This window comes from Paenibacillus sp. LS-5 (assembly GCF_056121505.1).
The window spans coordinates 1-25,601 of record NZ_JBWAVA010000008.1 but is presented as its reverse complement, the minus strand read 5'-3'; the positions used below and the strand labels follow the sequence as shown (position 1 = coordinate 25,601).

Below are 25,601 nucleotides of genomic sequence, written 5' to 3'. Positions count from 1 at the left end.
TAAAGTATTATAATAAGTGGGGTGAAGAAAAATGAAGAATATCGGAGGCAACGCTCTGGTTATTAAAGAAGTGAATATCAACCTGGTGCGGGGAGTGCTGAAAGAACATAAACAGGTTACCAAACGGCAGATTGCCGAGGAAACTGGGCTAAGCATCGTTACAGTCAGTACAGTACTGGAGTTTCTGATCCGGCATTCGGAAGTTAAGGCGGCAGGGCAAATTTCGTCCAGTGGAGGCAGGCCTGCCCAGCAGTACATATACAATGATGAGCATGTTCTGGCACTTATCATGTTCCCGTTTGAAGAGCTTGGAGGCATCAGTATCAGGTGTACTGTAGTTACACTCATCGGGCGCTGTCTGTATCAGGTGAACAGGCAGGTATCTAGAGTAGATCTAGCCTGCTTTGAAGCTATTATAGATGAATTGTTAGTGCTCTATCCGGCTATAGAGGCCATAGGCTTTGGATTACCCGGTGCAGAAGCGGATGGCAGGCTGGTGGTCTCTGATTATGAAGCTCTGCGCGGTATAGCTGTTGCAGAGTATTTCAGGCAGCACTATCATAAGCGGGTTATGATCGAAAACGATGTGAATGCTGCGGCTATCGGTCACTTCAGCAGGTTTGAGATGAAATCGGAGGGTTCAGCTGTCTATTTGTACTTTCCTGACCGATTTCCACCAGGAGCTGGGATGATTATTAATGGCCGGCTATATAAAGGAAGAAGCGGATTTGCCGGGGAAGTGGCCAATATTCCTCTGGGCATTTCATGGGACAGCTGTGAGTGGCAGTCTACGCCGGCGAAGCTGACGGATGCCGTGTCCAAGCTGGCTGTTGCGGTCAGCAGCGTGCTAAATCCTGATACAATCGTACTATATGGAAGTTTTTTGAAGGAGGGACATCTGAGTCTCATAACGGAACAATGTGCAGCACTACTGCCGTCAGGGATGGTTCCTTGTGTAGTGCTCAGTACGGATTTTGCCGGGGATTATTTAGAAGGAATGATCGTTTCAACACTTGCAACTCTGGAGACAGGGCTGCGATTGACCAAATCTGAAGCATAGGCGGTTGACATCCATGGCTACAATTTTTCTGATTATTATTTATTTGGCTTTTATTAGTCTTGGCTTGCCGGATTCGATGATTGGTGCAGCCTGGCCGATGATGCGTCCCGACTTTGGGGCACCGGTGGATGCTGCGGGACTGCTATCCATGATCGTTGTCGCAGGTACAATCGTCTCCAGCCTGGCTAGTGGCGTAGTGCTGCAGAAGCTCGGTACGGGGAAGGTGACTTTTATCAGCGTTGCTGTGACGGCACTCGCTTTGCTCGGCTTTACTTATTCCCCTTCGATCATTTGGCTGGCAGTATTGTGCTTTCCACTAGGACTCGGTGCCGGCTCCATTGATACCGGGCTGAACAATTATGTGGCTACCCACTACAAGGCCCATCACATGAGCTGGCTTCATTGCTTTTGGGGTGTAGGCGCTATGCTGGGTCCAATTATTATGTCGCGTTACATTGCTGCTGGTGATTCTTGGCGGCATGGCTTTTTGACGGTCAGCCTGATTCAATTCGTACTGGTGATTCTGCTGTTCATTGCACTTCCCCTCTGGAAAAGGGCCGAACCTGCAGATCAGGCCCAGGCTATAGAATCTCAGCAGGAGATCATCTCACCGCAGATTCCTGTGGCAGGTGTGCTGCGCATCAAGGGTGTGAAGCTGGCGCTGATTACCTTTCTTTTTTACTGTGGGGTAGAAGCGACGCTTGGGCTCTGGGGCAGCAGCTTTCTGGTCAATGAGAAGGGATTGTCGGCGGCAACTGCTGCAGGTTGGGTGTCTCTTTATTACGGAGGAATTACGGTGGGGAGACTTGTCACAGGATTTGTCACCTTCAGGTTCAATAACCGCCAGCTCATTCGTACGGGTATTCTGATTTCGCTGCTTGGTGCGCTGCTTCTGTTACTGCCTTTACCGGCAGTGTATTCCCTGTTTGGATTTATTCTTGTGGGTCTTGGTTCAGCTCCGATCTTTCCATGTATGCTACATGAGACGCCTGCCCGCTTCGGGAAGGAGCAGTCCCAGAGAATTATGGGTTACCAAATGGCTATGGCGTATACGGGAGGTGCATTTTTACCGCCTTTATTAGGATGGATTGCCGCCCGCAGCTCGTTTGTGATTCTTCCGTTTATGCTTGTGGGATATATTGTTATAATGCTTATTAGCTCAGAGAAGATCAACGCTGTAATGAACAAGCGGAAAGATGAGGTGTCCATGTGATGAGAGCAGTGGATTGGCAGAGTGGAGAGTGGAGCAATCAACCAGTCACCGCCAAGGTTCAGGATGGAGCATTCGTTGTGGAAGCAGCAGAAGGCAGTGATTACTGGGAAAAAACAATGTACGGCTTCCAGCATGACAACGGACATGCACTCCTGGCTCCTTGGGAGGATAGTGATGCGGTAGAGGTCAGCTTTTCACTGCAGGGGTTTACAGAGCTGTACGACCAGGCGGGGATCATGCTGTGGCTTAACTCCACGGTATGGATCAAAGCAGGTATTGAGCTGAATGACGGTGTGCCGCATATTGGTGCGGTTGTGACTGACGGATATTCCGACTGGTCGTTGTCGCCTGTACCGGAATGGACCGGTGAGGTGATCACGATGCGGGCTTCACGGATGAATGATGCGGTTGTGATCAGGGCCAGAACAGAGAAACACCCTTGGCGTACCATCCGGGTGGCGCGTTTTCCCTATGAAGCTGGTAAAAAGGCAGGTCCATTTATCTGCGCCCCTACCCGTTCCGGACTCAAGGTATCATTCTCGCGCTGGGTGAATACAGCACCCGATACGGATATACACGCAGATCCTCCTGTGGAGTGAAGTTGCTTCGGTCCGTTCGCCTTAGATTCGACAGCTGTCAAGGATCACCTGACTAATTGGGATCATTTCGTTTTGCCGAGCGTTTAACTGCAGGCCGGTGTGAGCATCCGTGGAACGGAAGCTATACCGGCCTTTTCTTATAAAGTGAATGGGAATCACCGTTGAACTTCTCTCCTACGAACGTTTATAAATCTCCCGCATGACATGTCTTAACTCGGGGACAATCAGCCGCTCCATAGCGAGCTTGATCGCACCGGTAGAACCGGGCATGGAAAAGACTGCCGTGTTACCGATAGTGCCGGCAATGGCCCGGCTGAGGATAGCTGCGGAGCCAATGTCTTCGGTGAAGCTAAGCAGCCTGAAGATCTCACCGAAGCCCGGAAGTGTTTTGTCCAATAATGAAGCCACAGCTTCATAAGTGGTGTCCCGCGGAGAGATTCCCGTACCCCCAGTCAAGAGCACGGCTTCGATGCCCGAGTGAACGGAGCTTTTATAGACCAGTTCACGGATATCTTCATAATCGTCCTTGACGATCGTACTGCCGGTAACTACATATCCTGATGCTTCGAGCATACTTCTAATCAGTGCGCCTCCGGTATCGGTTTCCGGTGTGCGGGTGTCAGAGACCGTAATAACATAACAGGACACACTTTGGGGCGCTTCGCGCCGGTGTTCATCAACGGATGACAGGCAGACCAACTCCTATTTGATCGATTTATTCCCATGATAGGGGATTGCCTTGACAAAGACAAGCTAGCGGAGCAGGCCCACAAGTAATTCCTATACTTCAGCTGTTATCTTGCACCGAAAAGGTACTTGTAGTACACTCGCTACCAGAACCGAATTTTGTCAGGGAGAGATGAAACATGGAACAGGCTATGCCAGTTTATATATTGTCAGGATTTCTAGGGAGCGGCAAAACAACATTGCTGCAACGCCTACTCAACCATTGGAAAAGCCAGGGCCTCAAACCGGCCGTAGTCATGAACGAGCTGGGCGAGGTGAATCTGGACGGTCTGCTGGTAGAGCAGTCGGTGCCTATGGCGGAAATGCTCGGCGGGTGTATCTGCTGTTCCATCCGGGGTGACCTTAGTACAGAGCTTGCTACACTGATTAAAAAAGAATCACCGGATGTTGTTGTCATTGAAGCAACTGGGGCAGCCAATCCGCTTGAGATCGTAGACGCAGTTACTGAAACCTCGTTGTATCAATTGGTGGAACTGAAAGGTCTGATTACCGTTGTTGATGCAGCGCATCTGATTGAACTGTACCGCTCCCAGCAGGGTGCGACCTACCGGCTGATGCAGGAGCAAATCCGCTGTGCTTCAGTCCTGATACTGAACAAGACTGACCGGGTGACGAAGGAGGAAGCGGAAGAAATCACTGTAATTCTGCGCAAATGGAACGCTTATGCAGAAATACTGCCAGCTGTACGCTGTGAGCTTGAGCCTGAAGCGTTACTGGAAGGTATGGGAGGCGTTCATACCGAGGCTCGCTATGAAGTTGACGATGAGCTTCTGGAGGAGTCGGAGAGTCAAGTTGAACTTGCGGGGGGGAATCCGGAATTGGAGGGTGTAACGCATTCGTCTCATGACCATGTGATGGCTTACACACATTACTTCAAACGTCCTGTGAACAGCGAGGAATTCGAGCAGTTTGTCAAAGAGCTCCCGCGGGATGTCTACCGTGCAAAAGGGATTGTTACATTCAGCGATACTTCCAGCCGCTTTCTCTTCCAGTATGCCTATAGAGAGGCGGATTTCATGAAAATCACACCTCAGGGTGAAGTGCCGGATGTGGCGGTATTCATCGGAGAGCACTTTTCTTCCAGTGAGCTACGGACCCGTCTTCTCCAACTGGAGAAGCGAATTATGGCTAGACCTGCGGCTGTTAAAAGAAGTCTCTAAAAGGACTTCTTCCGGTAGAAGAATGGTTCGTTGGAGTTCCTGCAGGTTAATACATAGGCATACCCTATTAAAATTGCAGGAGGTAAAAGGCTATGACCCGAATTCAATATCAGGAGTGCATCGATGCTTGTATTCAAACCATGAATGCCTGTAACTATAGCTACGTCTCAAGCCTAAAAGAATACGATCTTGCCTCATTACGTGAAAGTATGATTCTGGACCGGGAGTGTGCTGATATTTGTTCTTTTGCCGTCCAGGCTATGACCCGTCAAAGTCCGTTCGCAGCAGAAATTCTCCGCCTGTGCGCAGAAATCTGTGAAAAATGTGCAGCAGAGAGCAGCAAACATCTACATACCCATTGTCAGGCATGTATTGATTCCTGCCGAGCCACTGCGATAGCCTGCCGGTTGATTAGTGACGCAGTAGAGGTATATGCTTAAATCGGTTTCAAATCTATTTATATATTTTATTCTAGCTGAGATTATCCAAGGTTCCAGTTAGATATTCCAAGACCAGAGGCTCCCGCAGTCCATACTGTGGAGTTCTGGTTTTTTTGCTGTAATGATGAAGCATTCTATCAGGTTAAAAAGGAAATTGAAGCAGACCCGGCGAATTGAGTATGAAGTACAAGGCTGCTTGTGATGATAGAATAATACCAAAGCAGAAAGGGGAACGGGAGGAAAGATGAAGGATACACACATACCGGAGAGTGAACAATCCAAAGAGCTATTTGCATATTTCGGACTGGCTGTCTACTACTGCCAGGCACTGGAGCAGCAGTTGACCAACCTGCTGCTTTTAACGAAGCTGTCTCAGGGAAAAACGCCTACAGAAGCAGATCTTGCGGAACTGTATCAGCGCAAGCTCAGCAATTCACTCGGCCAGCTCATCAAAGAAATCCAGCATCACTTCCCTTTTTCGGAAGAGGAAACCAACCAGCTTCAGGAAGTCTGGAAGCAGCGTAATCATATTGTTCACGACTACTTCAAAGAACGGATTAAAGAGACCTTCACGCCTGCGGGCAGAGCACGTATGATCCGTGAACTGAAGCGTTTCAAGAATAAAGCCCGCAGGCTTGAGATCAAATTGCAGGGCTATTGCTCTGAAATGTATAGCAAACTGGGTCTTGAAGAAGAAGAAAACCTGATCTAAATGTTATGTACTATTGAAAGTAGGACGTCAAACCCTGTAGCCCATTGCTCTCCGCCACTCCGGGATTGAACCGGATTGACGAGGCGCGCGTGCACTCTGCTAGTGCACCTAAAGCGGCTGTGATCGCGGGGATCATCTCTTGGCTTAAGGCCGTATCCGGCTCCCACCACCAGTGCAAAATGTTCAGTATACCGTTTTTCTTGTCCATCACCGGTTCAAACCGCGCAATGAAACGGTCTCCGTACAGCAGAGGCAGTACATAGTAACCGTATTCCCGTTCAGCAATAGGCTTGTATACTTCCCACCGATAAGTGAATCCGAATAATTGCCTGATCAGCTCTCTGTCCCAGAGCAGATTGTCTAGGGGAGCCAGTGCAGCTGCAAATTCAACGCTGGTTTCGTTCTTAATAGGGGTATCATAGCCATTAGCTAATATCTCTTCTAATACGTACGCATCAATAGTTCGCATGTATAAAGGAAGCTTGAGACCATCGACGCGGACCTCACGGAGGTAATCCCTGTGGAGCAGCCGTTCTATCGCGGCAGTCCGTTCTTTGCTCTTCAAGCCTGCAATTCCCAGCCAACCGTCACCGGATTTATTCCATTGCAGACCGATGCTGCCTATTCTCCGAAGCACATACCAGTCGAAATGCTGCTCAGCCGTCAAGTTGGGGTCCCTGGTGCCGAGCAGATGCTCGGGCAGCAAGTTTGCCGTGAAATCATAATAGCGGCGTGTGTGTACGCGATGATGAACGGATATTTCACCCCAGAAATACATACTCTCCATAGCTGCACGGGATAGCCGCGCCGGAGCCCAGGCCCAATCTATCTTGTCCTTACTCTCCAGATCCAGTGAGGAGAGGGGACCACGCTGTACCAGTTCTTCCCGTACATGCGTCACCATAGTTTTCAATGTCTCATTTCCCTGATAGCGTTCCGCAGCCATATCTCTGCGGCGCTGAAAGTACGGCCAGTCTTCTGTGCAGTAGATCGACATATTCTTGTCCCAGCCATCGATTAGCAGCCTGTCCTTATATAACAGCTCTGAGGCTAGTTCCGGAACGAAACCGGGGATCCGTGCCTGCAGCACCAGCTCATGATTATGGCCAGCTATACTCAGCGGATCATATTGTATGCAGCCGACATGGCGGATGAAGTCGTAAATAGCATCTTTACCGCGTGCCGAACCGCCCGAGACGAGCCGTTGATGATGAAGCAGGAACTGCCTTGCCTGCCGTTTGCTGAGCGAATAAGTGATCAACGTTTCCACCCCAATCTTATATATTATTTCCATTATACGGAACGAATGTTCCTAATACAAGGTTACAAAAGCCCCTGATGCCTACGTAGGCATCAGGGGCTAATTTGTTACGGTTCTCCCGTCCGAGAGAGCATTACCCGTACTTTTATACTTGTTTTAGGGATGGCTGCAAGACAGCGCCGAACTGTTGATCCAAAGCAGGGGCTGATAGCTCCGAGCTTTCGCCTGCACCTGCACCCAGCTGCAGCTGATACATGCGGAAGTATCTTCCGCCGAGGGCCATTAATTCATCATGACTGCCGCGTTCTACAATCTCTCCCCGGTGAAGAACCAGAATCTGATCGGCACTGCGGATGGTGGAGAGGCGATGCGCGATGATGAAGGTGGTGCGTCCCTTTTTGAGAACCTCAAGCGCTTGCTGGATCAGACTCTCTGTTTCCGTATCGATATTGGAAGTAGCCTCATCCAGAATCAGAATCGCCGGATCAAAAGACAATGCTCTGGCGAACGATATCAGCTGGCGCTGTCCTGCTGACAATGTGCTGCCTTTCTCGACTACCGGCTCATCGAAACCTTGCGGCAAATGGGCAAGCAATTTGTCTGCACCTACTTCTCGCAATGCACGTTCCACGCGTTCGCGGGAGATCCGCTCATCACCAAGACTTACATTTGAAGCGATGGTGCCTGTGAAGAGATAAGGATCCTGCAACACGATCCCCATGTGGCTTCGCAGCCACTGCTTCGGTATGCCTTTAACCTCTTCACCATCAATCGTGATAGTGCCGCGTTGCGGATCGTAAAAGCGGAACAGTAAGTTGATAATCGAGCTTTTGCCGGAACCGGTATGGCCTACGAGGGCGACGGTTTCGCCAGGACGTGCCTCAAAGGAGATATTCTTAAGGACGAAGTCTTTTTTATAGGCAAAAGAGACATCCTTAAATACTACATTTCCTTTGTAACGCGGCATGGTTCCATCCGTTACCGGTTCACCCGTTTCGTCCATCAGCGTAAACACCCGTCCCGCAGATACCATGGAGCTGTCAAGGTTGGCTAGCTGGTTAACCATCCCGGTAATCGGCTGAAACATCCGTCCCAATACGTCAACGAATGCATATAGTACACCAAGTGACACAAAGGTGGAACCGCCCAGACTGCCAAATCCGAAGTACCAAAGTACGAGTACAAAGGAGAGGCTCCGCAGCGAATTCACCAGATTGTGAGACGTAAAGGCGTTCAAATTCAGCATTTTGTTCTGATATTTCAAGTAATCGTCGTTGAGATTCTCGAACTCTTGCGTACTCTGCTTCTGGCGGCGGAAAATACGGATAATCGACATCCCCTGAATCGATTCATTGATGATAGCATTAATTTCACTAAGACGGGAACGGATAATGGTATTGTATTTGGTAGCAACCTTGCGGTACAGAATGATCCAGAGAACCACAATCGGTACGATGAACAAGCTCACCAGGCCAAGCCGGATATCCAGCAGGAACAGGGCAACGTACACGCCCAGAATGTTGATAATTCCAGTACTGAAGTTAGATAATACGGCTATGAACAAATCTTTTACCGCTTCTGTATCATTCGTCACCCGGGATACGACTTTACCCGCAGGCAGGTTGTCAAAAAAGTAGACCGGCAAACGCTGGATATGCGCATACACATCGGTCCGCAGCTTGCGGATGACCTGGTTGGCCGAGGATTGCAGCCAGTACGTTTTACCGAATTCGGCAAAGATAGAGATTACCAGGAATAGGGCGTACAAGCCTACAAGCTCATAGATCCCAGGAAGTTCGGGTTTGTAAAAGGAAAACAGTTCGTCAGCCGACAGCTTCACAGCCGGGTAGACTGCTTCAGAGTCTCCATGCTTGATATGCAGTGAACCGTCACGGTAGGTTCGCTCACCTTCAGGCTGCGCTACCGGCTCATTGATGAAATAGAAGGATCTGCCTTCCTGAAGCAGGCGGACCTCCTGGCCTTTGGCTTCACCCGGCGCAAAACGGTCACCGCGTTTGTAGTAGGTATTGTTATATTCAGCTGCTTCCTCGGACGAGGTAGTCTGGAAGTAAGGCTTCTCGATGCCCAGCATGTGATTATCGATCATGCTCTTGGCGATAAAAGGGCCTGCGAGCTCGGCCGCTACTCCGATGGTAAGCAGCAATAGTGCTGCGATAAACGTCTTTTTGGCAGTTAAAGCATACTGCAGCAGGCGTTTGCCTGTACTCTGTGTCAACGGTGACACCTCCTAAATGTTATTATTCATTGGTCAGGTTGTTCTCTACCTGCTGACGATCGAATTGCTCACGGTACCAGCCGTTCAACTCCAGCAGCTCCTGATGGGTCCCGCGCTCGGTAATCTGTCCATTGTCCAGCACGACAATCAAGTCGGCATGCTCAATAGCGGACAGGCGGTGGGTAGAGATTAATGTAGTTTTGCCGGCCCGTTCCTCACGGATGTTCTCAATAATCTTGGCCTCAGTCCGTGCGTCAACAGCGGACAGTGCATCATCTAGAATAAGGATATCAGGATTGGCTATAAAAGCTCTGGAGATTGATACACGCTGCTTCTGGCCTCCGGAGAGGGAGACGCCGCGTTCACCTACCAAGGTATCAAGACCGTCGGACAAAGTACCCAGATCGTTCTGGAATGCTGCTGCTGTGATCGCATCCATAATACGCTCATCACTGGCTCCGTGGTGACCGAACTGGATGTTCTCGCGCACGGATTTGGAGAATAAAATCTGCTCCTGAGGTACATATCCCATCCAGCTGTGAAGCTGATCGAGTGCGATCTTCCCAATAGGCACATCCGAGATCAGAATCTCCCCTTGACCCGTCGGATATTCGTGCAGCAGCTGTTTGAGCAAGGTTGATTTACCACTGCCGGTACGGCCGACTACGCCGAGTGTCTGGCCTTGGGTGAGAGAGAAGCTAACCCCGCTCAGATTATCGACCGTTGAGGTTGGATAACGGAAGGTTACGTTCTTTAATTCAATAGTGGACGGCTCAGCGACAGGAACCGGATGGGCAATATCCTGTACATCAGGTTTTGAATTCAATGTCTCGTCGATCCGTTCCAGTGATGCACCGCCCCGCTGCATGATGTTGATCAACTCACCGATAGCGAACATCGGCCAGACGATCATCCCGAGATACATATTGAAGGAGACCAGATCGCCCAAGGTAATTTGATTGCGGAAAACAAGATAAATCCCATAAGTAAGAGCGATAATGTAGCTGAGCCCGACGCACAGCCGGATGGTTGGCTCGAAGAAGGAATCAACTCGCGCTACGGCCATATTCTTGCGGTAGACATCATCCGTAATGTCGCTAAAACGTTTCTCGTCATGCCGTTCCTGCACATAAGCGCGGATGACACGAATACCGGATACCGATTCCAGTACCTGATCGTTCATGTCGCCGAACGCGTCCTGCGCCAGGCTATAGCGGTCATGAATGGCTTTGCCATAGAAGATCATGGCGATCGCGATGAGCGGCAGCGGCAGTACGGCCGCAAGGGTCAGCTTCCAACTCACCAGGAAACCCATGGCGAGCAGTACGACAGAGAGGAAGATGGTTGAATCGACGAGTGTAAGCATCCCGAAGCCAACAGTTGCCGAGACGGCACGGATATCGTTGGTAGCCCGGGCCATCAGGTCACCTGTACGGTTACGCTCAAAGAACGAAGGGGTCATAGTCATCAGATGGTTCATGAAGCGGGAGCGCAATAACCGCTCTACCAGGTTGGACCCTCCGAATAGCTTATGCATCCATATGTAGGTGATCCAATAGATAATCAGCAGCATGAGAATAATCATGCCAATGTACTTCATGAGTGAACTTGCGGTGATCGACCCGCTGACAATGTCATCGATGGCGTTGCCTAGCAGACGGGGAGGCAGAAGCTCCAGAACACCGGCGACAATTAGAAAAATAAGTCCAATAGCATAGCGCTTTTTTTCGCGGCGGAAAAACCAGCCGAGATTGCGGAGAACGGAGAACAAGGGAAATCCCTTCCTTTCGTGTTGAAATGATTGTCGGCTTTAGTTAACGTCAAGAAAGTTGTGATTAATGAAAGTGGCAACTCTGACCAACATGCAAAAAGGCATACCATCCGGTAACGGATGATATGCCTGAAAATTACATCAGCTATCATGTCCACGGTGCTGTATTGCAGCACGGAGACATGGAAGAGACTTGCCTAACCTGATCTTATACGGTACGCGTAACACGTATGAATCTCAGGAGGTTTCCACTGCTAGGGCTGCTTCGGTATTCAGTTGTGTATGTGTGCCGACAATAGTTAGGAAATATACAGGTACAAGGTTAAACACCGCGCTCACCCCTTTCATTAATTTTGGTAATAACTTGAAGACGCTTCGTTATGTTCCGAGTTTATCACCCGGCCGGAAGAATTGTCAAATGTAATTTTGAATAAATTTCGAATAAGCTGTAGAATGATATCCTCGTATATGATTTGGAATATAGCTATAATTTCAGTATGATAAGAATATTCAGGAGGTGCTTATACAGATGAAGATGGTAATCAGCAAAGACGCCGCCGCCTGGTTCAAGCGGGAACTTTCCCTGCAAGACGGGGCTTATATCCGTTTATTTCCACGTTATAGCTCTGGAGGAGGATTGCACCCGGGCTTTTCGTTGGGGATTGCGAATGAGCCTCCGGGCCGTCCTTCTATAGAGACGGATCAGTCGGGAATTGTTTTTTATATGGAAGAGCAGGATCTTTGGTATATGGAGGGGTATGGCCTATCCATTGTCTATTCTGAAGCCGAGGATGACATTGAGTACAGGTATGAGCCTGAGGCGGCAGCCGGAGTTCTTGAGCGGTGAAGCATTGCGGTTATTAATATGGCCAAGAAGCCCTTGCCATAAGGCAGGGCTTTTTGTATGGCAGCCATAGCGGGATGGTCCGCTGCAGGACTGATGGAGTTTAAGGTGAACTGTGGTAGGTTTCTTCCTCCATGGCAAATTCAAAATCATCAATATCAAACACCTGAACAGGAACACCGTTTTCAATGATGCGCTGAATCAGCTCGAATTGATCGGTAAGAATCGGCACTTTCTCCCGCTGTGAGGTCAGCAGCAGCTCCGTTTCAATCGGGTCGAACGTTTCTCCATACGTTGCGTTATCGACACTGTTGATAATAGTGATCTGTGTGTGGTTGCCCATCAGGATGCCGGAGCTTTTAGCCCAGGGGATGTTCAGGCAGCGGTTGATTTTTTTGGAATTCAGCGGCTGCTCGAAATAAGCAATAAGTTCGCGGATTTTGAGCTTCACATGCTCGTCATCTTCTGCATGACTCATCAGAGGTTCGTCGCTGTCCCGCAGTTCGTATAATTCCATCACTGTAGTGTAAGGCACAATATATTCTACGGGGCTCCTTGGAATGAGAAGCTGGCCGTAAATCGCCATCATGACGGCTTCGGTCACAAATTGTCTGGACATCGTTATCCTCCTGAAGTTCGGGTACTGCTAAATAGAGTTGAACGCGTACCTATGGACTTAAAATTATAAAAACACTGTGGAGCGCAAATGTCAACAGTGCCCAATCAACACGGTAAAGAGAAAGGACGTTAGTTCCTGTGAAGCAATGGAAATCTTATTATACATTTGTACGGCCCTACATGAAATGGATCGTCCTTACCCTGTTCATCGGGATGATCAAGTTCAGTATTCCGCTTACCTTGCCGCTCATCCTGAAATATGTAGTTGATGACCTGCTGAACAATCCTGTACTTTCTGTCGCAGAGCGGGTATCCAAGCTAATGACAGTGCTCGGAGGCTCACTTGTGCTATTCATTATTATAAGGGGGCCAGTGGAGTATTACCGCCAGTATTTTGCCCAACTGATTACCAGCAGAGTGTTATTTGATATGCGCAATAGACTCTATGGTCATCTGCAGCGTCTCTCTCTTCGCTATTATCAGAATACTAAGGTCGGCGAAGCGATCTCTAGATTCATCAATGACGTCGAGCAGAGTAAGAACCTTGTTGAAGTGGGTATGATGAATGTCTGGCTGGATATGTTCACGCTGGTGTTCGCCCTTGCTTTTATGTTTTATCTGAATCCGGTGCTGGCACTAGTGTCGATTGCTATACTGCCACTGTATGGCATCGCGGTGAATACACTTTACAAGCGGCTTAAGCTCCTGACCAAGGACCGTTCCCAGGCGCTTGCAGCGATACAAGGATATTTGCATGAACGGATTCAGGGGATTGCGATTATCCGCAGCTTCACCATGGAGCGGGTGGACAAGAAGCAGTTCGAAGATATCAACGGCAAATTTTTGGAAAAAGCGATGGCCCAGACGCGCTGGAATGCTGTGACCTTCGCTATTATCAATACCCTGACGGATATCGCACCGCTACTGGTGATCGGGTACGGTGGCTACCAGGTCATTCACGGGAATTTGTCACTCGGGACCTTCGTGGCATTCTTCGGCTATCTGGACCGGATGTATGCCCCGTTGCGGCGTCTGATCAACTCCTCAACCGTGCTTACCCAAGCATCTGCATCGCTGGAGCGGGTGATGGAACTTCTGGATGAGCCGTATGATATTGTCGACGAACCAGGGGCCAAGCCGCTTGTGGCGCCGTCTGGAGCCATAGAGTTCCGAAAGGTATGGTTCAAATACAACGATGAGCATGACTGGGTATTGAAAAATATCGAACTTCGCATCGATCCGGGGCAGACAGTGGCTTTTGTCGGCATGAGCGGGGGAGGGAAATCCTCATTAATCAGCCTCATCCCGCGTTTCTATGATATAACGGAAGGCAGCCTGTGCATGGACGGACAGGATGTCAGAGGTCTGACGCAGGAGAGCTTGCGGCGGACTGTCGGTATGGTGCTGCAGGACAACTTCCTCTTTAGCGGGTCAGTACGGGATAACATCCTCTTCGGTAATCCGCTGGCAGGGGAGCAGGAGATTGTCGCGGCTGCTCAGGCTGCCAATGCTCATGATTTCATTATGCAGCTGCCGGAAGGGTATGACACGGAGGTGGGAGAACGTGGAGTGAAGCTGTCCGGTGGACAGAAGCAGCGCGTCGCCATCGCACGTGTATTCCTAAAAGATCCCAAGGTGCTGATTCTTGACGAGGCCACCTCGGCGCTCGACTTGGAATCCGAGCATCTGATCCAGCAGGCGCTGCAATCACTGGCTTCGGAGCGTACCACATTAATTGTGGCCCACAGGCTGTCTACAATTACCCATGCAGATCAGATTGTCGTACTCGAGAATGGGGAAATTACTGAACGCGGGACCCATGAGCGACTTATGGCGCTCGATGGAAGTTATGCCCGGCTGTTCAATGTGCAGCGGCTGGATGCTTGAGGAATTAGACAAGCTGGAACAGGGTTTAGCGATAACGAGTAACTAAAAAGACTGCAGGCGCTTTTAAGCGAACCTGCAGTCTTTCTTTATTTCCGTAGCCGCGTTAACCTCTTCCGATCAGCAGCGACAAAATCCCGGCAGCGATCAGAGGCCCCACGGGAACGCCTTTGAATAAAGCTACCCCAAGTACAGTGCCGATTAAGAGGCCAGCAACAATCGTAGGCTGACTGCCCATCAGCAGAGCGCCCCGGCCGCCAAGGTAGGCTACCAGCATACCGACACCGATCGCTGCAAGCGACTTCCAGTGCAGAAAGGAGTGCCAAATGGTGTCCAGTGAGATTTTACCGCTGGCCAGCGGAGTCATTACGCCGATCGTCAGGATGATAATCCCGACTGTGAGACCGTACTTTTCAAGCCAGGGAAAAGTCTGTTGCAGTCCAAGCACCCGCAGCAGCAACAAAACAACCATGGCGATCGTGATCGGTGAATTTTTACTGATAATGCCCAGTGCAGCAAAACCGAGCAATAGTAAAGAGGTAATATCCATAGCAGGCACACTCCTTTTTTCTAATATGCCCAATGTATTAATCATTTGGATCGGATTATGCATATTGGATGTGTCAGAATTTATTCGGCCAAACGTTTGGCGACGATATGATCCGCGATCAGTTGTCCGTGCCCGCGCCCGGTTTCGATAAATACCTCATTGGCATTCCGTCCGGAAGCTATGACTCCTGCGACATAGAGTCCGGGTACATTACTCTCCATGGTAGAAGGATTAAAGGCCGGTTTATCCTGGGTGTCATCCATTCTTACTCCAGCGGATGAGAGTAACGTTCTGCTGGGTCTAAATCCGGTTAAGGCGAGCACAAAATCATTATCCAGTTCGGTCACTTCACCGCTGTGGCTAGTGATGAATACGGACCCCGGTGTAATTTCAGTTACCCGTGACTCGGTATGGACAACAATCTTCTCTTTCAGAACCATACTTTCGAAAATAGGGCGAACCCATGGCTTGATATTCTCAGAGATACTGGCTCCCCGGTACACCATATCCACCTCGGCCCCAACGCGGACCAGCTCCAGTGCAGCATCAACAGCAGAATTGCTGCCTCCGATTACAGTTACCTTCATCCCCGTATAGGGATGGGCTTCGCCAAAATAATGGGTGACCTTGGTAAGCTCCTCTCCAGGAATTCCAATCAGGTTCGGTTGATCGAAATACCCTGTTGAGATTACGACATTGGCAGCATTACGGGTTAGCGTTTTTCCACGCTTATTACGGGTATGTACTGCGAAGGTCCCGTCGTCTAAAGGCTGAACAGACAAGGCTTCCTCGTAAGCGGCTATATCCAGTCCATGTTGTTCAGCGGCACGGCGGTAGTAGACCAAGGCTTCGTGACGGAAGGGTTTGTCATTGGGTGAGGTGAAAGGTACATTCCCGATTTCCAGCAGCGCGGTTGTGCTGAAAAATTGCATATTGGTCGGATAGAGATAGATGGAGTGGACAATAAAATTCTTTTCGATGATCAGGCTGGACAATCCATGGCGCTGGCATTCAATAGCCGCGGATAAACCGCAAGGACCTGCCCCGATAATGATGACATCTTTCATTAAGCTTCAAACCTCCCGGAGAATTACTTGCTTATACCATAAATCGTACCCTATATTATATATTTTCGCCATTCATCCCGCAAAATCAGTTGATTGCTCTTGCTCCATTCCATAGAAAAGCATATAATTAGATATATATCTAAATTAATTGCATTCAGCAGTTGCTGATCATATGCACAGGAGAGTGGCCCCATTGCAGCTTGATAAAATTGTGAATTACCACAAAGCCTTATCAGACCCTACACGTTTACGGATTCTTCTGCTGCTGTCCAAGGGGGAGGTTCACGGGCAGGCCTTGGCAGAGAAGCTGAATCTGTCACAGCCTACGGTTACACATCATGCCGCCAAACTACGGGAAGCAGCGCTCATAAATGAGCGGAGAGACAAGAACACCGTTTATTTCATGCTGAACCCTGAATTCATTCAGGCCGGTTCGGAGGCATCGTTGAAGTTTATTTTTGCAAAAGGGGTGGAAGATATGGAGAAAGAGTCACCTGATGCTAGTCTGAAGGATTCGGTGCTGCGGAATTTCTTCGCCAAAGACGGACGTTTGCGGCAGATCCCAGCCCAGTACAAAAAGAAACTGATCGCTTTGCAGTATATCGTCGAAAAATTGGAACCTGGTGTTGTCTATACGGAGAAAGAGATCAACGAGTTCATTAAACCCTTTCATGAAGATTACGCAACCATCCGACGCGAGTTCGTTATGCATCAATTCATGTACCGGCAGAATGATCACTATGAGCTAAACCCGCCCGAGTTATGGACGCATTGGGAAAATGTCAAATAATGATCTAAAGATTGGGGAATTTCTGTGACGAAAGTCAGGCAAGCTGATTAAATGTCTGAATAACGAATAAAATGGAATTGTAAGCGTTATCTGACATATACTTCGAAAGGAGACTTTCAGTATGATTTTCAAGCGCGCCAAAAAGAATACATCCACTGTCCCTATTACTGTTACCTTGCCGCAGATCAAACAGGCTGTAAGGCAATTTGAAGAAGATATGCCCGCTCCTATTAACCGTACGGCTTTGCTGTTAAAGGATAAAAGCATTGACCTAAGCCGGCTCAGACGTTATTTAGGCGGTGTACCCGAGCAAAAGTTCTATATGTCCCGGGAGACCTTTGAGATTTTTGAGGAAGCTGACAAGCTTGTGCCTTACTATCTGGATCTGGTCCAAGCGGCTGTAGATAATTATATTAACGATACCGGAAAACTCCCGCTGGTTGAGGATGCCTGGCTGCCAGAGGTGCATTACCGGCTGCTTGCCAGTGAACGGTATCTAAAAGAAACTCCGCCTTTTCCTTTATATATTACCGAAGAGGAATTGATGCTTACCCATCGGCCGGAGCATTTTGAATAACAGGATAGTAGTCCCTAGACTGTTCAGATGAAGGGGTGTAAGATCTCTTTTACCGGAATGGTCTTTTCTTGGCGAGTTTCCCCATAGTACAATGGATTTCTGAAGGGTCACGGAATGAAATTCAAGACATAAGGGGAACTTGGAATGAGAGAAGTACAAGCTTTGCTGTTTGATCTGGACAATACACTAATGGATCGCGATCGTACTTTCCGCAGCTTCAGCCGCAAGTTCGTGCAGGATTTGCTGGGTCATTTGGAGCCGGAAGAAGCGGGGCGGGTCGTGGAGGATATTATTGTCAGAGATGCGGACGGATACCGGGACAAAGATGGTTTTTTCGCCGAGCTCAGCCGTGTTCTGCCTTGGGAGAAAGTTGTAACGGCTGCGGAGATACGTGACTATTATGACGAGACCTATATTACTCACGGAGCGCCTATGAAGCATGCTGTAGAGATTCTGGAATATTGCCGGGAGCAAGGGTATGTTATGGGGCTGGTTACAAACGGCAAAAAGGATATCCAGTATGGCAAAATCGATTTGCTTCAGATACGCGGTTACTTCGAGCAGATTGTTATTTCCGGAGAGGTTGGGATCAGCAAGCCTGATCCGGGTATCTACCGGCTCGCACTTGAGCGGCTGGGCACAACCGCAGATGAAACCTTGTTTATCGGCGATCATCCGGTGAATGATATTTGGGGAGCAGCCAAAGCAGGTATGGAAACTATATGGCTTAAGCGAAATCATCCGTGGGATGAACAACTGGATGCCCATCCCTGGAAGACCATTCATGAGCTGGATGAACTGAAGTCTATTTTATAGCCGCATAAGATTACGGGGTTGACAAAATAATGCAGCGCCGTATATCATTACACCATATTAGTTCGGAAGGAGACGATGTTATATGACAGTTTATACGGTTACTTCGTTATCGGTTAATACTGCTCAGGATACGTGTCTTCCGGGAACAGAGGCTGCAGAGTAAGGATTGCAGCTTCGCAGGCCAACTCTATGATGCCTTATAGAGCCGCCGGGAACCGTATCGGTTCCGGCGGCTTTTTTGCGTGTGTATGTGCAGGGATTGATATTACTGCAACTACCGCGTGCGGAAATTCCTGGTCTGTCCTGTTATAGGGAAGAGACCGTTATTTTTCGCATGTGAAAAGAAGCCGCCGGAATGTGGATTCCGGCGGCTTTTTGTGTTCCGGGAAGTACGTAAACAGAGCAGAAAATGTCAGACAGGATGCATAAATGAATTCCATTACAAAAAATTCAGGAGGCCATAATGATAATAGAACAATACGGCTGGAACGAGAACTGGCAAAGCAAGTGGGATGAAAAGGTATTAGAATTTGGAGGAAAAGAGTACGTGCCGGGAAGAATTGTCGGCGATTTCGGCAGCAAGTACAGAGTAATGGCGGAAACCGGAGAGACCTGGAGCGAGCTTTCAGGGAAACTCAGACATTCGCTGTCTGACTCCGGGGAATATCCGGCGATCGGCGACTGGGTAGTTCTGGCGATGCAGAATGGCGGAGAGCATGCCGTGCTACATGGGGTTCTGCCGCGTCAAAGTGTCATCTCCCGGAAAGTGGCAGGGAATACCTTGGACGAACAGATTGTAGCATCCAACGTAGACACGCTGTTCCTTGTCAGCGCACTAAATGATGATTTTAATGTCCGGCGTATGGAGAGGTATCTGATCATGGCCTGGAACAGTGGTGCTAATCCGGTCATTTTGTTGACCAAAGCCGATCTCTGCCTGGATGCGGAGAGTAAAATTGCCGAGATGGAACAGGCGGCGCCCGGTGTAGCTATACATGCGGTTAGTGCGTTACTTGGAGACGGGCGAGAAGAGCTGCTGCCCTATATCAGTTTCGGGAAGACTGTTGCTCTTACCGGCTCCTCCGGCTGCGGCAAATCGACGATGGTAAACTGGCTCAGCGGCCGTAACCTACAGCTTACTCAGGACGTGCGCGAAGGGGACAGCAGGGGACGGCATACAACTACTCATCGGGAAATGTTCGTCCTGCCGGATGGCGGAATCATTGTGGATACTCCCGGGATGCGTGAGCTGCAGCTATGGGAGGATGAAGGTGGTCTTGATCTCGCCTTCGGTGATATCAGCAGACTGGCTACCGAATGCCGCTTCAGTGATTGCAGGCATGAATATGAAGAAGGCTGCGCGGTACTTGAGGCTATGGCAAACGGGGAGCTGAATGAGAAACGGCTCATGAATTACCGCAAAACACAGCGTGAACTGCAGTATCAGAGCAGCAAAGAGGTGAAGCAGAAGCGAAAAACTGCTGCAGCTGCAACGAAGGCTGGAGGTTCCCGTACCCGGAGTTCAGACTGGCGCCGCGAGCTGGACGAATATTGAGAGGAATATCTGGCATGTCCGATTAGAACACAAGGGACCCATGCAGCCGTTGAACGGCTGTATGGGTCCCTTGATTACTGTCCGGCGAAGATGGCTTATGATACTCCGCCTAACTATATATAAATAAAAGTCCGGATGATGTAAAAGGGGAGATGTCTCTCAACTTAGAATGATGCAGCTGCAGTTTTAGCCAATTGCAGGCCGTCTGCAATGATCTGTGCAGATTGCTGCGGGTTCTGGTTGTGTCCTTCGATGATAACCTGAGTAGTTTCCTTGAAGCCCCAGAAGTTCAGCATACCTGCTACATAATTCACAGCCATTTCAGCAGTAGCAGCTGGACCTTCAGAATAAACACCGCCTCTGGCATTCAGAATGACTGCCTTTTTGTCAGTCACAAGTCCAACTGGACCTTCTGCAGTGTATTTAAAGGTTGTACCAGCCTGGCTCAAGTAATCAATGTAAGTATGCAGTACAGCAGGAACGGTCAAGTTCCACAGCGGGAAAGCAAAGACTACTTTATCTGCAGCCATGAATTGATCAAGATATTTTTTTACTACAGCAGCGCCTGCAGCTTCTTCGGGAGTAGCTTCGTAGCCCTGGGCAGCTTTGTACATCCCTGTAATCAAGGTATTATCATAGTATGGAAGTTGTTCAGCGAACAAATCCAGCTCGGTAATTGAATCGTTAGGATGAGTTTCCTTGTAGCTTGCCAGAAACGCGTTATACAGTTGAACACTTACTGCTTGGTCTGCAGGACGGTTGTTTGCTTTGATAAAAAGTACATTTGACATTATGATTTCTCCTTAAATATCGTTTATTTATTAACTAACGTTAATATAGCATTTAATTATTTGTTTGTAAATATCCGTCGATTAAAATTTTTTTTGTTCGACATTAAGACTCTATTCTTTGCATCGCTACCATATCTCCAGGCCGTTTGAATCGTTTGGGCTATCTAGACTCAATATATAGTAATTGCGTCATTCGCTTGGTTTTTTTGCGTTTTGGAGGACAGGTTTAAGGAAACAGAGACCCGGTTATATAGGTGTTACAGGGTGCAGGAAATGATTTCCTCTCTGCTATAGCTGTAAAGGAATCCAAACCAAAGGAGCGATTGACATGTCCATTGACCGTTTTATTATAAAAAAACTGGACAGCTGTCACGAAGAGCATACCCGGCGCAACCTAGTGAAGCTGTTCAAGCTGCGGATTCAGAAAGCTGAAAAACAAGAGAAGACATCCATTCACCGGATCAGTTAGCTTCATGTCTCCCATGAAAAATTGTGCCCGATATATATATAGCAGAGCGAATTCCTTGGATAGGAATTCGCTCTTTTTCTATGCTTTTTTTCCAGTGTCCTTATGTATAGGCGGGTATTCCGTAAACAAAAAAAATCCCTCTATTAATAGAGGGACAAGGCCAATGAATCATTTTCACTGTAACTGTGCAATATAGCTTCAGAACCTTTAATTTCGATACTAATCAGAGAATTCAAACATTTCTGCAGGGCGCTTTTGCCCTTTTGAATTTTGAGTTCAAGCGTGCTGTTAAGCAGTCGAAGTACTTTTTGAGTGGGTTGTTTGTTTTCTGTAGTGAAGTATACAGGTACAAGCTTGTTCTGAAATGTGATGAGCATTCTCATTGAAATCACCTCGCTACAAGTATTTCATGATATTGACTATACCCTTGCTTTCTTAATTTTACCTTAAAATTAGCTTATGATAACATAAAGATTACAAGTTTTATAGCTGAAGCCTTATCCGGGAAGGATACATTGATGTGAATATCCATGATAGGTTATATTTAGCGCATTTTCTGTTCCCTGAAACATCTTGTAATGCGAGAGTACGGGAGGTGCTGCAAAAGGGGGCTTTAGCGGACCGTATATGCCGTCTGGAGTTTCGTGAAGGGGAGTATGTACAGGATTTATGCTTGCTGGCCAACAAAGATGAAACACTGATACTCTATCTAAAAGATCCCGATGCTTTCAGCTGTGCACTCAAAACACCGGAAGAGATTAGGCGCGCTTGTTATTATCTGATGAATTGCTTTCAGCAGACAGAGGATTTGGATACGAAAATGCCTGCCCTGATGATATCAAAACACAAGTATGAGAAGCTTCAAAAGAATGCGGATACGTTCACATTATACTTTTTATCTGAACGACTGGCTGCCGAAACGGGTGATGTAGAACAAGCCTCCTTGCTGGCTAAGGCAATGAAACATTCTAACGCTGCTGCTGAGCTGAGGTTATGTAATCGTACCAAAGGCAAATGGACTTTTGAGCGGGCCTCCTATCTGGAGGATGCTGCCGGCGGTTGGCTGATCCGGATCAGTTCCAGAAGCTCGGAAGACTGGATGAATGCTGCCCCGCTCACAAGACCACAGCTTTGCTCTATATTACATAAGTGGTTAGTCTGTCCATCTCCATTGTCTACTCCATAATGACAGTTGTATAAGGTGGAACTGTGAGGATACCCTGATTCAAGCGGGCTGTGCCAGGAATTACTTGTATAATTTTATTATAAGTGTGTTCGCCGGTTCCCGGACGGATAGGAATAGATACTGCTTCACCAGTCAGGTTATGGGCAACCAAGACTTGCTGTGCAGAAGTGATCCGCTCGAAAGACATTACGCCCGCTTGACCAGAAGGATAGTCACGAATGTCCCCATCCCGCAGCGCTGGCAGTTCACCTCGAACTGAAATAAGCTGACGATATCGTTCCAGCAGGGAACCACTGCTATTCAGTTGACTTTCAACATTGACATCTGACCCGGCATCGTTATTGCTATCAAGCTCCCATGTAGTCTGTCCACCGGATGGTTGGCCTGCTGTCCAGCGCATGGGTTCGCGGATCCCCTCGTCTGGTTTGACACCAAGCATTCCAATTTCCTCACCATAGTAAATAAAAGGGTTTCCGGGCAGGGTCAACAGCATGGACGCGGCCATTTTGGCATGCTGGGGCTGGTCCTGCAGTTGACTCATTACTCTGTTCTGATCATGGTTGGTCAGAAAGATAGCGTCTGTAAAAGCACCTTCAGAAAGTTGGGAATACAGCTTGTAGGTCCGTTCAAGTGTAAAAGCAATGCCGCTGTCTTTCTCTGTTGCGGCAGAGTTCACCAGGGCTTCGGCCAATCCGAAATTGAACCCGGAATCGAAAGCATGATCCAGATAAGCTCCGACGGAAACAGCAGAATTCTCCCAAACTTCACCCACGATATAAGCCTTAGGATTAACCTCATTCATGGACTGACGGAACTCTTGCCACCAGGCTACGTTTTTTGCTGTTGTGGCTGCACTTTTATCGGATAGCAGATCCTCGTAGATGTGTTTCGCGGCATCCAGACGGAAACCGTCGAGACCAAGCTTTAGCCAATACTTTCCGATACTCTCCATCTCAGTCCGAACCTGCGGATTATCGAAATTCAGATCCGGCATCCCATCCCAGAATGTGCCCATGTAATGGCTGCCTAAAAGTTCATGCCACGGATTACCGCTCCCCGCTGCACTTGTTCCGCTTATAGACCGGTGTTGATCTTCTGCCCATATGTACCAGTTCCGGTATTTTCCATCCGGATTTTTGGCCGAGTCTACGAACCATGGATGCTCTTTGGAAGTATGATTGACCACCAGATCCATGATGACCTTGATTCCACGCTTATGCGCTTCAGTGATTAGAGTCTGCATATCTTCTATAGTTCCATAATCAGGGTTAATGCTGCGGTAATCAGTGACATCATAGCCGTGGTAGCTGGGTGAGGGGTTTACAGGCATCAGCCAGATGCCCCCTATTCCCAGATCGTCCTTGGTTGAAGGATCACCATCATTGAGGTAGTCGAGCTTCTCCGTAATACCCTTCAGATCACCAATCCCGTCACCATCCGAGTCATAGAACGAACGGACAAAAATTTCATAAAAAACCGTGGACGGCTGTTCATCAACCGCTACGGATGAGGAGATAGATGAATGGGATGGAGAATGCGATGCAGCAGATTCAGAGCCGATAGAAGCTGACGGTCCGGTGACAGCTGTACTCGTGGGGGAGGTGATGTTGGCTTCAGAGGCGTTGCCTCCTGAACATCCTGCAAGCAGAACAGCAGAGAGCCCGGCAAGGGCAACTGCAGACAGAAAATGCTTCCTATGGGTTGTTTTGAATAAATGAGTCATTAATGATTCCCCTTCCAAACGGATTACAAATCCAAGTATGTATTTTGGTAAGCGCTTTACAAATATAATAGTAGATAAAATGTTTTTGGTAAAACGTTTGCACAATGTGTGAACGATTAAATAACCACTAATAATACGGAATATCAGGCTATAGGCCGTAATATCTACGGTTATCTCGGTATTCTTTCATTTTTCTGAGCTTATTAACAGATTTTGCTGAGAAAATGAAAAGACTACATCAAAAAACACTATGAAGAACAGTCAAATAACGCTTGATTAGAGTGCAAACGATATACTTCATGTCAGTTAACCATTCTTTAGGCAGATGCATATGCTTAATCAAGGGCGAAGACCCTGAAAGAAAGGGGAATGAAGGATGAATATCAGGAAAAAAATTTCATTGTCGCTCATGATCATCCCGCTATGTTTTTCTCTGCTCGCCGGGTGTGAAGGAGACTCGGCTGAGGTGAAAGTTAAAGTCGGTGAAGTTACCCGTTCGGTTTTTTATGCGCCTGAATATGTGGCATTGTCGCAGAATTTCTTTAAAGACGAAGGACTGGCGGTTGAACTGCAGACGATTCCAGGCGGAGATAAAACGATGACAGCTTTGCTATCCGGGGCGATTGATGTGGCGCTCGTAGGATCTGAAACCTCAATCTATGTTTATCAGCAAGGAGCGGATGATCCTGTCATCAATTTTGCACAGCTTACACAGAGGGACGGCACATTCCTGTTCGCACGTAAAGCGGATTCGGATTTCCAATGGGACAAATTGAAGGGGAGTACATTTCTGGGCCAGAGAAAAGGCGGGATGCCGCAAATGGCAGGTGCATTTACCCTGCTGCAGAAGGGGATCGATTCGGGAAAGGACCTCACACTGATTCAAAATATTGATTTTGCCAATATTGCGGGTGCTTTTGCCTCAGGAACGGGGGATTATGTGCAGCTTTTTGAACCAACGGCTTCCATATTTGAGCGTGAGAAGCGCGGAGAGGTGGTTGCTTCTTTTGGATTGGAGAGCGGTTATCTGCCTTATACGGTTTTTATGTCCAAACAAAGCTATATCAGCAAAAACGGCGATACCGTGCAAAAATATACAAATGCCATCCAGCGGGCACAGCTTTGGGTGAAGGCGCACAGCCCTGAGGAAATTGCTGATGCAATTATGCCTTACTTTGAAAAAACAGACAGGGATATTGTGATTTCTTCGGTCAAGCGCTATAAGGAACAGGATACGTATGCCGTAAATCCGGTCATCGATGATAAAGAATGGAATAATCTGCTGGATGTTATGGAGTATGCCGGTGAATTGAAGGAGCGTGTTCCTGTAACCAAGATCGTCAATAACCATTTTGCTGAAAAAGCCGAAGCTAGTGTGAAGTAATTGAGCAAGCGGATGCTTACAAAACTTAAGCTAATGCTTACGAAGCGAGTTTTGTACGAAGGAGATCACAGAAGCGGATGCTTACAAAACTTAAGCTAATGCTTACGAAGCGAGTTTTGTACGAAGGAGATCACAGAAGCGGATGCTT

Annotated in this window: 25 protein-coding genes; 15 read left to right on the top strand and 10 right to left on the bottom strand. The window is 48.2% G+C overall.

Annotation, left to right across the window (positions count from 1 at the left end):
• Positions 1-31 precede the first annotated feature (31 nt).
• Genes AC0MA3_RS13715 through AC0MA3_RS13705 form a run of 3 tightly spaced genes read left to right on the top strand, consistent with a single transcriptional unit; the run spans position 32 to position 2,872 of the window.
• A complete protein-coding gene (locus tag AC0MA3_RS13715; protein WP_379151683.1) occupies positions 32-1,060 on the top strand; it encodes an ROK family transcriptional regulator in 1,029 nt (342 codons plus the stop codon).
• 13 nt (positions 1,061-1,073) lie between these two features.
• On the top strand, positions 1,074-2,273 hold the full coding sequence (locus AC0MA3_RS13710; protein WP_379151686.1) for an MFS transporter: 1,200 nt from the start codon (positions 1,074-1,076) through the stop codon (positions 2,271-2,273).
• A complete protein-coding gene (locus AC0MA3_RS13705; RefSeq protein WP_379151688.1) occupies positions 2,273-2,872 on the top strand; it encodes a DUF1349 domain-containing protein in 600 nt (199 codons plus the stop codon). Before AC0MA3_RS13710 ends, AC0MA3_RS13705 begins: the two co-directional genes overlap by 1 nt.
• A gap of 174 nt (positions 2,873-3,046) precedes the next feature.
• Here the strand turns inward: AC0MA3_RS13705 and AC0MA3_RS13700 are convergent, their stop codons facing one another.
• On the bottom strand, positions 3,047-3,562 hold the full coding sequence (locus tag AC0MA3_RS13700; RefSeq protein WP_379154096.1) for a MogA/MoaB family molybdenum cofactor biosynthesis protein: 516 nt from the start codon (positions 3,560-3,562) through the stop codon (positions 3,047-3,049).
• A gap of 176 nt (positions 3,563-3,738) precedes the next feature.
• On the opposite strand from AC0MA3_RS13700, the gene AC0MA3_RS13695 reads away from it, so the two are divergent.
• The 3 genes from AC0MA3_RS13695 (at position 3,739) to AC0MA3_RS13685 (ending at position 5,931) form a co-directional block, all read left to right on the top strand.
• A complete protein-coding gene (locus AC0MA3_RS13695) occupies positions 3,739-4,779 on the top strand; it encodes a CobW family GTP-binding protein (protein WP_474656613.1) in 1,041 nt (346 codons plus the stop codon).
• 92 nt (positions 4,780-4,871) lie between these two features.
• Complete coding sequence (locus AC0MA3_RS13690; protein WP_379151695.1) at positions 4,872-5,219, top strand: four-helix bundle copper-binding protein; 348 nt, start codon at positions 4,872-4,874, stop codon at positions 5,217-5,219.
• A 244-nt stretch (positions 5,220-5,463) separates the two neighbouring features.
• Positions 5,464-5,931 (top strand): hypothetical protein, encoded by a 468-nt coding sequence (locus tag AC0MA3_RS13685; RefSeq protein WP_474656612.1) that lies wholly within the window; start codon positions 5,464-5,466, stop codon positions 5,929-5,931.
• Between the two features lie 10 nt (positions 5,932-5,941).
• Here the strand turns inward: AC0MA3_RS13685 and AC0MA3_RS13680 are convergent, their stop codons facing one another.
• The 3 genes from AC0MA3_RS13680 to AC0MA3_RS13670 all read right to left on the bottom strand — a co-directional run bounded on the left by AC0MA3_RS13680 (position 5,942) and on the right by AC0MA3_RS13670 (position 11,199).
• A complete protein-coding gene (locus AC0MA3_RS13680) occupies positions 5,942-7,192 on the bottom strand; it encodes a winged helix-turn-helix domain-containing protein (RefSeq protein WP_474656611.1) in 1,251 nt (416 codons plus the stop codon).
• Between the two features lie 145 nt (positions 7,193-7,337).
• Positions 7,338-9,428, bottom strand: coding sequence for an ABC transporter ATP-binding protein (locus AC0MA3_RS13675; RefSeq protein WP_474656610.1), 2,091 nt, complete (start codon positions 9,426-9,428; stop codon positions 7,338-7,340).
• A gap of 22 nt (positions 9,429-9,450) precedes the next feature.
• Positions 9,451-11,199, bottom strand: a complete 1,749-nt coding sequence (locus AC0MA3_RS13670; RefSeq protein WP_474656609.1) for an ABC transporter ATP-binding protein — start codon at positions 11,197-11,199, stop codon at positions 9,451-9,453.
• A gap of 529 nt (positions 11,200-11,728) precedes the next feature.
• On the opposite strand from AC0MA3_RS13670, the gene AC0MA3_RS13665 reads away from it, so the two are divergent.
• Entirely contained in the window at positions 11,729-12,046 is a 318-nt protein-coding gene (locus AC0MA3_RS13665) for a HesB/YadR/YfhF family protein (protein ID WP_379151709.1), read from the top strand.
• 100 nt (positions 12,047-12,146) lie between these two features.
• Here the strand turns inward: AC0MA3_RS13665 and AC0MA3_RS13660 are convergent, their stop codons facing one another.
• Complete coding sequence (locus AC0MA3_RS13660) at positions 12,147-12,662, bottom strand: ADP-heptose synthase (RefSeq protein ID WP_379151712.1); 516 nt, start codon at positions 12,660-12,662, stop codon at positions 12,147-12,149.
• Positions 12,663-12,799: 137 nt separating this feature from the next.
• Between AC0MA3_RS13660 and AC0MA3_RS13655 the strand changes: the two genes are divergently transcribed.
• Positions 12,800-14,548 carry an ABC transporter ATP-binding protein gene (locus AC0MA3_RS13655; RefSeq protein WP_379151715.1) on the top strand — a complete coding sequence of 583 codons (1,749 nt, stop codon included), beginning with the start codon at positions 12,800-12,802 and terminating at the stop codon, positions 14,546-14,548.
• Positions 14,549-14,651: 103 nt separating this feature from the next.
• Here AC0MA3_RS13655 and AC0MA3_RS13650 read toward each other — a convergent pair whose 3' ends face one another.
• Complete coding sequence (locus AC0MA3_RS13650; RefSeq protein WP_474656608.1) at positions 14,652-15,095, bottom strand: DUF441 domain-containing protein; 444 nt, start codon at positions 15,093-15,095, stop codon at positions 14,652-14,654.
• Positions 15,096-15,175: 80 nt separating this feature from the next.
• Entirely contained in the window at positions 15,176-16,162 is a 987-nt protein-coding gene (locus AC0MA3_RS13645; protein ID WP_474656607.1) for a YpdA family putative bacillithiol disulfide reductase, read from the bottom strand.
• A 193-nt stretch (positions 16,163-16,355) separates the two neighbouring features.
• Between AC0MA3_RS13645 and AC0MA3_RS13640 the strand changes: the two genes are divergently transcribed.
• The 4 genes from AC0MA3_RS13640 (at position 16,356) to rsgA (ending at position 19,900) form a co-directional block, all read left to right on the top strand.
• On the top strand, positions 16,356-16,952 hold the full coding sequence (locus AC0MA3_RS13640; RefSeq protein WP_474656606.1) for a DUF2087 domain-containing protein: 597 nt from the start codon (positions 16,356-16,358) through the stop codon (positions 16,950-16,952).
• Positions 16,953-17,073: 121 nt separating this feature from the next.
• On the top strand, positions 17,074-17,529 hold the full coding sequence (locus AC0MA3_RS13635) for a DUF3939 domain-containing protein (RefSeq protein WP_379151729.1): 456 nt from the start codon (positions 17,074-17,076) through the stop codon (positions 17,527-17,529).
• A 144-nt stretch (positions 17,530-17,673) separates the two neighbouring features.
• Positions 17,674-18,345 carry an HAD family hydrolase gene (locus AC0MA3_RS13630; protein WP_474656605.1) on the top strand — a complete coding sequence of 224 codons (672 nt, stop codon included), beginning with the start codon at positions 17,674-17,676 and terminating at the stop codon, positions 18,343-18,345.
• 463 nt (positions 18,346-18,808) lie between these two features.
• On the top strand, positions 18,809-19,900 hold the full coding sequence (gene rsgA / locus AC0MA3_RS13625) for a ribosome small subunit-dependent GTPase A (RefSeq protein ID WP_474656604.1): 1,092 nt from the start codon (positions 18,809-18,811) through the stop codon (positions 19,898-19,900).
• Positions 19,901-20,064: 164 nt separating this feature from the next.
• On the opposite strand, the gene AC0MA3_RS13620 is transcribed toward rsgA, so the two are convergent.
• Positions 20,065-20,691: an FMN-dependent NADH-azoreductase gene (locus tag AC0MA3_RS13620; RefSeq protein WP_379151738.1), complete on the bottom strand. Its 627-nt coding sequence runs from the start codon at positions 20,689-20,691 to the stop codon at positions 20,065-20,067.
• Positions 20,692-21,019: 328 nt separating this feature from the next.
• Here AC0MA3_RS13620 and AC0MA3_RS13615 point away from each other — a divergent pair, with 328 nt between their 5' ends.
• The gene (locus AC0MA3_RS13615; RefSeq protein ID WP_379151741.1) at positions 21,020-21,160 is read left to right on the top strand and encodes a hypothetical protein; all 141 of its coding nucleotides are present in this window, start codon (positions 21,020-21,022) and stop codon (positions 21,158-21,160) included.
• Positions 21,161-21,303: 143 nt separating this feature from the next.
• On the opposite strand, the gene AC0MA3_RS13610 is transcribed toward AC0MA3_RS13615, so the two are convergent.
• Positions 21,304-21,543 (bottom strand): hypothetical protein, encoded by a 240-nt coding sequence (locus AC0MA3_RS13610; protein ID WP_036687997.1) that lies wholly within the window; start codon positions 21,541-21,543, stop codon positions 21,304-21,306.
• 212 nt (positions 21,544-21,755) lie between these two features.
• Between AC0MA3_RS13610 and AC0MA3_RS13605 the strand changes: the two genes are divergently transcribed.
• Complete coding sequence (locus AC0MA3_RS13605) at positions 21,756-22,346, top strand: hypothetical protein (protein ID WP_474656603.1); 591 nt, start codon at positions 21,756-21,758, stop codon at positions 22,344-22,346.
• Here the strand turns inward: AC0MA3_RS13605 and AC0MA3_RS13600 are convergent.
• A complete protein-coding gene (locus AC0MA3_RS13600) occupies positions 22,336-24,069 on the bottom strand; it encodes an alpha-amylase family glycosyl hydrolase (RefSeq protein ID WP_474656602.1) in 1,734 nt (577 codons plus the stop codon). The genes AC0MA3_RS13605 and AC0MA3_RS13600 overlap by 11 nt on opposite strands.
• 376 nt (positions 24,070-24,445) lie before the next feature.
• Here AC0MA3_RS13600 and AC0MA3_RS13595 point away from each other — a divergent pair, with 376 nt between their 5' ends.
• The gene (locus tag AC0MA3_RS13595; RefSeq protein WP_474656601.1) at positions 24,446-25,453 is read left to right on the top strand and encodes an ABC transporter substrate-binding protein; all 1,008 of its coding nucleotides are present in this window, start codon (positions 24,446-24,448) and stop codon (positions 25,451-25,453) included.
• The last annotated feature ends 148 nt before the right edge of the window (positions 25,454-25,601 follow it).